At 32.6% G+C, this 9,257-nt stretch carries 11 protein-coding genes; 9 read left to right on the top strand and 2 right to left on the bottom strand.

Annotation, left to right across the window (positions count from 1 at the left end; all coding sequences use genetic code 11):
• The 8 genes from IEV57_RS14480 to IEV57_RS14445 all read left to right on the top strand — a co-directional run.
• The coding region (locus IEV57_RS14480; RefSeq protein WP_188443762.1) for a hypothetical protein at nucleotides 1-1,015 on the top strand (1,015 nt) is incomplete at its 5' end.
• Complete coding sequence (locus IEV57_RS14475; protein ID WP_188443761.1) at nucleotides 1,012-1,440, top strand: hypothetical protein; 429 nt, start codon at nucleotides 1,012-1,014, stop codon at nucleotides 1,438-1,440. The genes IEV57_RS14480 and IEV57_RS14475, both read left to right, overlap by 4 nt.
• Entirely contained in the window at nucleotides 1,440-4,460 is a 3,021-nt protein-coding gene (locus IEV57_RS14470) for an ATP-binding protein (protein ID WP_188443760.1), read from the top strand. Before IEV57_RS14475 ends, IEV57_RS14470 begins: the two co-directional genes overlap by 1 nt.
• Nucleotides 4,450-4,959 carry a hypothetical protein gene (locus IEV57_RS14465; RefSeq protein WP_188443759.1) on the top strand — a complete coding sequence of 170 codons (510 nt, stop codon included), beginning with the start codon at nucleotides 4,450-4,452 and terminating at the stop codon, nucleotides 4,957-4,959. Before IEV57_RS14470 ends, IEV57_RS14465 begins: the two co-directional genes overlap by 11 nt.
• 10 nt (nucleotides 4,960-4,969) lie before the next feature.
• The gene (locus IEV57_RS14460) at nucleotides 4,970-5,404 is read left to right on the top strand and encodes a hypothetical protein (RefSeq protein ID WP_188443758.1); all 435 of its coding nucleotides are present in this window, start codon (nucleotides 4,970-4,972) and stop codon (nucleotides 5,402-5,404) included.
• Nucleotides 5,405-5,781: 377 nt separating this feature from the next.
• Complete coding sequence (locus tag IEV57_RS14455) at nucleotides 5,782-6,153, top strand: DUF6567 family protein (RefSeq protein ID WP_188443757.1); 372 nt, start codon at nucleotides 5,782-5,784, stop codon at nucleotides 6,151-6,153.
• A 25-nt stretch (nucleotides 6,154-6,178) separates the two neighbouring features.
• On the top strand, nucleotides 6,179-6,337 hold the full coding sequence (locus IEV57_RS14450) for a hypothetical protein (protein WP_188443756.1): 159 nt from the start codon (nucleotides 6,179-6,181) through the stop codon (nucleotides 6,335-6,337).
• A gap of 4 nt (nucleotides 6,338-6,341) precedes the next feature.
• Complete coding sequence (locus tag IEV57_RS14445; RefSeq protein WP_188443755.1) at nucleotides 6,342-6,779, top strand: hypothetical protein; 438 nt, start codon at nucleotides 6,342-6,344, stop codon at nucleotides 6,777-6,779.
• A gap of 107 nt (nucleotides 6,780-6,886) precedes the next feature.
• Here IEV57_RS14445 and IEV57_RS14440 read toward each other — a convergent pair whose 3' ends face one another.
• The gene (locus IEV57_RS14440) at nucleotides 6,887-7,294 is read right to left on the bottom strand and encodes a GNAT family N-acetyltransferase (protein ID WP_188443754.1); all 408 of its coding nucleotides are present in this window, start codon (nucleotides 7,292-7,294) and stop codon (nucleotides 6,887-6,889) included.
• A gap of 47 nt (nucleotides 7,295-7,341) precedes the next feature.
• Nucleotides 7,342-8,790, bottom strand: coding sequence for a protein adenylyltransferase SelO (locus IEV57_RS14435; protein WP_188443753.1), 1,449 nt, complete (start codon nucleotides 8,788-8,790; stop codon nucleotides 7,342-7,344).
• A 211-nt stretch (nucleotides 8,791-9,001) separates the two neighbouring features.
• On the opposite strand from IEV57_RS14435, the gene IEV57_RS19470 reads away from it, so the two are divergent.
• Nucleotides 9,002-9,127: a hypothetical protein gene (locus IEV57_RS19470; RefSeq protein ID WP_262891048.1), complete on the top strand. Its 126-nt coding sequence runs from the start codon at nucleotides 9,002-9,004 to the stop codon at nucleotides 9,125-9,127.
• Nucleotides 9,128-9,257: the final 130 nt, after the last annotated feature.

The raw sequence follows: 9,257 nt of genomic DNA, 5'->3' as shown, positions 1-9,257 counted from the left end.
CATAAACAAAAAGACCTTTATCAACTTCTGCCTTCAAACTGGAAAGAATACAGGCCTAAATAAAAATCCTTCCCATACCAGATGGGGTTGGTCGGACGGATACAGTGATTTATTGCACACACTTCATGAAATTTTCACGAATTTTATTTTAAATATAAACTCAAGAATTTCAATTGAAATTGAACCGGAAAAAATAGCATCAAAAAAAAAGGAATATGAAGAGTTAAAAAATTCAAAGCAAGCAGAGATAGAAAACAAACTTGATGAATTGTTTAACATTTTAAATGATACCTCTATTGAACTCGCATTTGCTGAAGAGATTAAAAATGATTTGCTGAAAAAAATATTTAAAATTCAATCAACTTTTAAAAATGAATCTTACCAAATAAAATATTCTGTTGTGAAAGATACTGAGAAAAATATTTCAAAAGAATTAAATTCACTTATTGCTAGCATTAAAACAACATTTGAATCAAATAGTAACAAAGCATTATATGAATTTGTTTACAGATTAAAAACGTTAACAAAAAGTAAATTCAAAGAATTCAATGATCAAAATCAGTTTATAGAACTGTTACATTTTGAACTAGATTTAAAAGTTTCCTCTTTAAATACTAAAGAGTTAATTGATAAACATATTGTTTCAGAAAAGATTTTAGTTAAGGATAATACTGTATGGTATAATCCTTTTTCTTGGAATGGACGGTTGAACGAATATAAAACAGAAGACTACGTGAGTTCTGATGTTTTTTTAAAACATATAATTGATCCAGAAAGAAAACGTCTTACATCAGCCTTAAAGAGTTCAGAAAATACTTTAATTGAAAAAAGTAAAATAATCTTACAGGAATTTTTAAATATAATTTTTAATCATGCAGAAGAGACGATAAATGAAATCAATACACAATATATAAACTCCTTAAAAGAGTCTGAAAGTGATTTTAGGCTTAAAGAAGAAAGATTAAATAATTTAAGAGTTTTACTCCAGAAAAAATATAAAAACATAGTTGCATGAGAAACTTTATGAATAAAAACCAGTTTTTAGAAGCTGTAAGAACAGATGATCATTTTGAAATAAAATATGAAATCCTTTCACTATTTTTTTATTTTAATGGAGATAGGTTTATGCTTATGGAAGCTATCCAATATGCTCTAGACAATTCAACATTTAAATTTGAAACTCATAAACCTCATGAAAACGAGAATCAAGAAATGTATAGTGAAGAATATTTTGCTCAAGTGAGTTCTAATTTTACCGAAAATTGCTCGAAAGAAAGGTTAAATCTGCTTTTTGATGTTTATAATCAGGTTTATAAGAATAAAAAAAGTATTCGAATCGATGAATTGTATCCTAGTTCCAATGAATTTCCTTATAAAGGAGTAGCAATAGCAGCAGGAGCTATACTTGCATTATTTTTACTTTATAAAATTTTAAGTTGATGACCCATTTAATCACTAATAATAAATATAAAATCGATTTTTTATCTGATAGCTTATTTAAGCGGCATCTTATTGATGAAAGCTATACAATAAAAAAAAATGAACTAACAGAGTTAGATTTTGCAAGACAAATAAGATTTATTCGTTTAGAAAAATTTGTCTACGAAAAAAACTCAAAAGTTCATTTAAAGCTTCGATCAGTTTATTCTGCTTTACATTCATTACAAGTGAAGTTGATATTTAAAGTTGTTTCAGATGGTGATTCTTGTGAGGTTTTGCTTGGAATTAAATCAGAAAAAAATGTTTCTGATGCTTCAAAAGTTTTAAAAGGTTCTCTTGAAGGGAATTTTCCTGGTTCTACATTTTATAATGATATTGAACTAAGTAATAGTGATTCAGAATCATTAAATATTAGGGCAATCCAAAATGCCAATGAAGTCACAGCAGTTCTAGGTATACCCTCTATTAAAAAAGAAGATGAGGAGGAATTTATACAAGGAATAGAAAACTTGATTTTTGGTATGTATGGTAAACCATTTACAGCTCTTTTTATTGCCGATCCAGTGATTCATGAAGAAGTTGTTTTTGCTTTAGACATTTATGAAAAAATATATAGTGAGGTATCTCATCTTAAAGAACGTGTAGAAAATAGAGGTATAAGCACGTCTAAAGGAAGTACAGAAGGAATCACAGTTTCTTTATCGGAAAGCATAGCAGAGGGAAATTCAAAATCAAATTCAAAAACAGAAGGTACGAACGAGTCAAAAACCACCAACTCAAGTCCATGGTTCTTGAAAAAATTTGCGATTGCCATAGGCGGAACAGGAAGTGAACTTGGCTATTATGCAGATAGGATTGCAGATAAATTAAATTCTAAAACAGGTAAACAATTTCTAAAAAAATCTGCTGAAGGAAGCAAAACAATAGGTTTAACAAAAAGTGAAACATCTTCAGAATCTGAAACTACAACGAAGACAAAGAGTGAAAACAGTGGATCGACTTCTTCTGTTTCCTCAACGGAAGGAATAAATGAAGGTGTTCAGTTTACCTATACTGATAAGAAAGTTTCAAATTTTTTAGAAAAACTTGACAAGCAAATAGAAAGACTTGAATCAGGAAAAGGTCAAGGATTCTGGAATGTTGGAGCGTATTTCCTTTCAGAAAAGCATCAAAATAGTGTAATGGCTGCCAACATTTATGCCGGTGTAATTAAAGGTGAAAATTCTAATGTTGAGCCAAATTCCATTAAGACATTTAATGATTTAGATCGAGAATCATTATTAAATTTAAAAGCATATTTGAGCCATTACGAACTTCCTAAAATCATCACAAGATCTAATGATGAAGGTTTTTTAGCAAATGCAGTGAACACAAATGAATTGACTATTCAGATTTCTTTACCTAATAAATCCGTACCAGGTTTAGATGTTGTTGAAGTATCACCTTTTGGTAGTAATCTTAAAAATTTTGAATCGAAACGAAAAATCGAGATTGGGAATCTTTTTAACTATGATAAGAAATATAAAACCCCGGTTTATTTGGATTCCAATAAATTTACTAGCCACATCTTCGTAACAGGAAGTACTGGTTCTGGTAAATCGAATGTTACCTATAACTTACTTGAAAATCTTTATAAAAAGGAGATCAAATTCTTGGTTATAGAACCAGCCAAAGGAGAGTACAAAGATATTTTTGGAAATAGGAAAAACGTCTCAGTTTTTGGTACAAATCCAAGATTAAATCATTTATTGAAAATTAATCCTTTCGCATTTCCAGAAGAAATCCATGTTTATGAACACATAGATCGATTTATAGAAATTCTAAATGCATGTTGGCCAATGGAGGCTGCAATGCCAGCTGTCTTGAAAGAAGGAATAGAACAAGCTTATATATGTAAGGGCTGGGATTTAATTAATTCTGTAAACACAATGAAGGAGCGTGATTTTCCAACTTTCCATGATTTGCTAAAAGTACTCCCAGATGTTATTAAAAATTCAAGTTATTCTCAAGAAATCAAAAACAACTATGAAGGTGCATTGGTAACAAGAGTAAAAAGCTTAACTAATGGACTCTTAAGTCTAGTATTTGATGAAAACGGCTTGTCTGATGAATCGTTGTTTGATCAAAATGTGATCGTTGATCTATCTAGAGTCGCCTCTTCAGAGACTAAAGCATTGTTAATGGGAATTCTTTTCATGAAGCTAAATGAATATAGAATCTCAACCAGAACAGGGAATAATAGTGATCTAAAGCATGTGACAGTTTTGGAAGAGGCTCACAATTTATTAAAAAGGACATCCACTGAACATTCTTCAAATTCAAGCAATTTACAAGGTAAGTCTGTTGAAATGATTTCTAATGCTATAGCTGAAATGAGAACCTATGGTGAGGGTTTTATTCTTGCTGATCAAGCACCCGGATTAATGGACATGTCTGCTATCAGAAATACCAATACAAAAATTTGTTTACGACTTCCGGATTTTGATGATAGAGAATTAGTAGGTAAGGCTATGAATCTTACTGACGAACAGATTGAAGAGCTAGCTTCCTTGGATACTGGAGTTGCAGCAATTTATCAGAATGATTGGCAAGAGTCTATTTTGTGTAAATTTCACTTGTTTGAAAATAAAGAAAACAACTATAAATTTTCTCTAGGTAGACCAGAGAAAGACTTTCAGATGATATTGGCTAGATATCTTTTTGATAGTGATTTTAAAAATGAAAAATCTTTTGAAGAAATATTTAAACCATTTGAGCAAGAACCATATTTTAAAAATTATAAACGGATAATTGAAAACATAGATAATGATATTATTTCAAGATCATTTGTTTTTGATATTTGTAACATTAAAAATATTTTAAAATTTACAATTTATAATACACCTGAAAACATTGAAAGAAGTAGGTTTAAAAGAGAGTTTAAGAAAAATCTTGTTAATAGTTTGAAAAGCTACTACCCTACTGAATCTAGTTTAAAAATTTATCACCACGTTATTAAATCGGTAGAATATGGCAATTGAAGGATTTGTAAAAGTAGCTAAAGAGATTGGCGAAGTTGCATTAAAAGAAGTAGGGAAAAAAATAAGCCAAGAGGGTTTGGGTCCAAAAACCTTTGATAGAGAACTCGGTAAAAATATTGTAGAGTCTCTTAAAGATAAATTTTTAGATACCAATAACGAAGAATTAGGTGGAGATATTGAAAAAGGAGACATTACTGAAGTTAAAGATAAATTAGAAAATATCGAAAATAAAATAGATTTTGAACCTGAAAAGATCATTGAAAATCCTGAAGCTATTGTCAAAGAGTTTTCAGAAGTTGGCGAAATTTTAAATGAATTCAAAGACGAAATTGAAATTTTTAGAGAATGCGTAGATCAGCTTAAAGAGCTACAAAATGATGTAAGAGAATTAATTGGTGAAGATAATTACAATATGCTTTCTTCATCTATATTGGAAAAGTTAATGGATGGAACTTCAGGATCTGATGTTGATGAACAAGATGAAGATTATTCAGAATAATTAATAACTTATGAATTTAGACCCCCTCCGACCCTATATGCGATTTGAAATTGATAAAGTCTTTAGCTTAGTCAAAGCTGCTATGCATAGTGAAGCTGTGCAAAGAGGGAATGGCAATGCACTGTACTTAGACTGCTACACAGGCGAAGTCTTGAATGGTGGAGATCGATATGACTACGAACATATTTATGGTTCGGAATGGGTGCATTCTACTTACAAGCATTTGCTCTCTGACGAACAAATTGCTTTAGTGGTCAACTGTCCGGAAAATGTAGCTGTTACCCTTCGATCTATCAATCAATCCAAAGGGAAAACTGACCCTGAGACCTGGTTTTCAAATCCAAGCAATGTAGAAAACCATAAGGTCAACCTCAAGCTGGCTCTTTCAAATATCAAAAAAGCCAAAGTAGGAATCGAGAAAAAGGTTAAGGAATTGATAGTTTGAGGATATTTTGAAATAGAATATATGATAATCTGAATGTGATCATTTTATGAACTTATTAAATTTAATTATACGATTAATAGTCATCAGTTGGCAGTGATCTATGGTAAGTTTCATAAGCGAATATTGATAAAATATTAAAATGGCTATGGTTAAGAAAGCGGATAAGCGTATTGAATTCTTTCCATTTCTATCAATTTTGAAAATCTGCTAAGCTGGTCTATTTTTCAAGTGAAAGAACTTTAGAAGAAATGCGAATTTTGTAAAAACACCTACAGTTTTTAATTCAGACCGAACAGATTTTAATTTGATCAAAACCTTAACTAAATCAAGGTTACATTTAATATTATTATATTTTAACTATAACTCTTTATTTTATTATGAAAAAAATTAGACAACTTGGATTTGGTTTAGTTACAATCTTTTTATTGAATAGCTGTGGTTTACATACTACACATGTTGGAAATATTAATGGCAATATGACCAATGTAGAACTTAGCAAGAAAAACTTTCAAGTCGTAGAAAGAGTGAGCGGAACTTCAACGGCAACCTATATTTTTGGAATTGGTGGATTATCAAATAAAGCTTTGATAGAGAAAGCCAAATCAAAAATGTTGCAAAAAGCAGATATTGTTGGAGGGTCAAAGGCTATAGTTAATTTGACTACAGAATCTCATCTTAGTGATATTTTCCCATTCTATTTCAGATGGACTGTCACTATAAGTGGACACATTGTTGAGTTTGTTGAATAGCAAAAAGCATTAATTTACTTTAGATATGAATGAAACGCTATTTAAAAAAAAGACTTTTACCATTGTTGCAGAAGATTATCACAAAGAGAAACAGGTTCATCACACATTTGTAAGTAAGCTTGCAGACAAGGTGATCGAATGGACTGACTATTTACTGTTTAGAAAAATCAATAAGTACTTATGATTTGATGGAGCATTCTCAAAACGATAGTGCCATTTGTGAGAAGATTTCGGAAGCTTTTTCTTTGAGAAAAGCAAAGCTGTTGACAAGTGCAATCAATCAAGGTGGTGGCAAAGCCATTTACATGGATGCTTTTACGGGTAAGATTCTTTGGAGTGGTGATCCTTTTGAGTTTGGATACGTGTATAGTCCGGTTCAGATTTATGATACTTATAAGGATTTGCTGTCAGCAGATCAAATTGCAGAGATTGTCAATTGTACTGCAAATGTGATCGTAAGCTTGAGTGTGATCTTAGAATCCCTTCAAGAGCATGATCCTGAAAGTTGGCTCGCCCAAGAAGAGCAAATGAAAACTTTTGACTTGGATATTTCTTTGGCAAGAAGATGTATTCATTCAGCCAAAACAGCTATTTCCAAAGCTGCTGAGAAATATATGAATGCCTGAATCAAGCGATCTTTTATTATTAAGAAATTAGGCCAGTAATTAAGTGAATCAAAGTATATTCAAACAAAAAAGAGCCTTTAGCGCTCTTTTTTTGTTTGATGCAAACTCTATATCAATTCTTTTTCCATCACTACATAGTCCATTCCAGACTTTTGAAAGGTTTGTTTGGTTGTAGTTAACCCAAATCCTGAATAAAAATCAACTTTGGCCACACGGGCATTGCACCAAATTTTGGAAATTTTCTTTTTTTGAACGTAGCCAATCATGTAAACAAGCAATTTACTGCCTAAGCCTTTTCCTTGATGCTTGGGGAGTGTGGCAAACTTTCGAAACTGCGCTCCACCCTCCTTTTTGAAAACTGAAACAACCGAAACCAATTCTCTATCAACGAACAATCCTAAATGAAAAGCCTCGTCATCTCCTGACACCCTAACGAAATCAAGGTCTTTGTCGGGCCACATGGCTTGATGTCTAATTGGAAGGGCTTCATCGACGGTAATTTCTTTGATTAGCATAATATGATAGTGAAATTCTGGGTTAGGTTGTAAAAATAGTACTTTTTTTAAGTTCCACAGAATGTTTGATACCCATCATCTCCTTCTTTGGGAGGAACTTGATAAGCGGTAAATCCATCCTTAAGCTGATAAGGTGTCTTTAGAAGCTCGTGCATTTCATTGAAAATGCTGAAGTCATGATTTTCAGTGGCTTGAAACAAGGCCTCCTCTACTTTATGATTTCTAGGGATGTACTGCGGGTTATGCTTTCCCATTATTTCCTGAACTTCCTCCATACTTTTTCCACTCTGCGTGGCTCTTCTAATCCAATGAAGATACCAATCTTGGAAAGCATCACTTTGATAAAGACTTTCCTCTGGAAAATCTCCAGACTGAATTGCTAAAAATGTATTCGTGAAATCAGCGGCATGCTTTTCCATCAACTGCAATAAATCGTCGATAAGCGCTTTATCCGAAGTCTCTACTCCTTCCAAACCTAGCTTTTGACACATCATTGTCTCCCATTTAGATTGGTAGATTCCTGGGAATTCATTTAAAGTATTTTGTGCCAACTTCACTGCTTCTTCTTGATTTTCATGAATTTGAGGAAGTAAAGCAATTGCTAATCGAGACAAATTCCAATGCGCGATCAAAGGTTGGTTTGAATAGGAATATCTACCCGTGCTATCGATTGAGCTAAAAACTGTTTTTGGATGATAGACATTCATAAAAGCGCAAGGGCCATAATCAATCGTCTCCCCAGCAATACTCATGTTATCTGTATTCATCACACCGTGTATAAATCCTACTCGCATCCAATTTGTGATCAAAGCAGCTTGTTTTTCCATCACAGCTTTGAGTAAATCGAGCGCGGGATTCTCAGCATCTTTAATTTCAGGATAGTGTCTTTTGATTGTATATGCTGTCAATTCTTTTTGCTCTGAGAGAGAAAGTTGCTGAAAAGCAAATTCATAGGTACCTACTCGAATATGACTCTTTGCGATTCTAGTCAGTATAGCACCTTCATTTTCCCATTCCCTTTGCACATTTTCTCCTGTTGTCACCACTGCCAAAGCGCGTGTACTTGCAATGCCCAAATGATGCATGGCTTCAGAGATTAGATATTCCCTAAGCATGGATTTTAAGGTTGCTCTTCCATCTCCACCTCTGGAATAGGGTGTTCTTCCAGCACCTTTGAGTTGGACGTCAAATTGCTCCTGATTAGGGGTGATTTGTTCTCCCAAAAGAATGGCCCTTCCATCACCAAGAATTGTAAAATTCCCGAATTGGTGTCCTGCATAAGCCTGCGCAAGTGGTTTGGAATCTGCTAATATTTTATTTCCTGAGAAAATCTCTGCTAAGTCTGTATGATCTTGCTCTCCATCAGATATGCCAAGAAAATCAGCTAGGGACTCATTAAAAAGTTCAAGCTTTGGTGATTTTACAGGCGTTGGAGCTTGAAGCGTAAAAAGTTTAGCGGGTAGTTCAGCGTAAGAATTTTGAAGATTCCATTTCATAGATCTAAGCAAATGTGAGGTGTTAGTTTTATTTGAGATGATCAACATTGAAACGTGCAGGCTTGAAATATAATTCCAAATTATTGATCAAGAATAGCTCGCGCATTTTTCTGTAGTGTTAATTCTAAAAAATAAAGTTAATGATATCATAACTTCTGAACAGCAACCATACGGAACATCGGATTTACCTTTAAGGAACCAAATAATGAATATGTTTATGCAATTGGTCAATACTTCAAAGGAATTTGAAGAGATTTTTAATGAATACTGGGAAGTATTGTATCGTGCTGCTTATGTAAAGATCAAAAGCTCGGGGAAGTTGTACAATAGGAAGTAGTATTCTTAATTAGAAATAAAATTGAACTTCATTGAAACCATGTTTTCAACGTCGGAATTAGACAGTTTAGAAAAAATGACTTTATATCCTGTCAAAGCTATTAATAGAAAGAAAAACAAAAAACCTTAAT

The organism is Belliella aquatica, assembly GCF_014637795.1.
Classification (GTDB): domain Bacteria; phylum Bacteroidota; class Bacteroidia; order Cytophagales; family Cyclobacteriaceae; genus Belliella; species Belliella aquatica.
The sequence above is the reverse complement of the archived record's forward strand: the minus strand, read 5'-3'. Positions and strand labels throughout refer to the sequence as shown.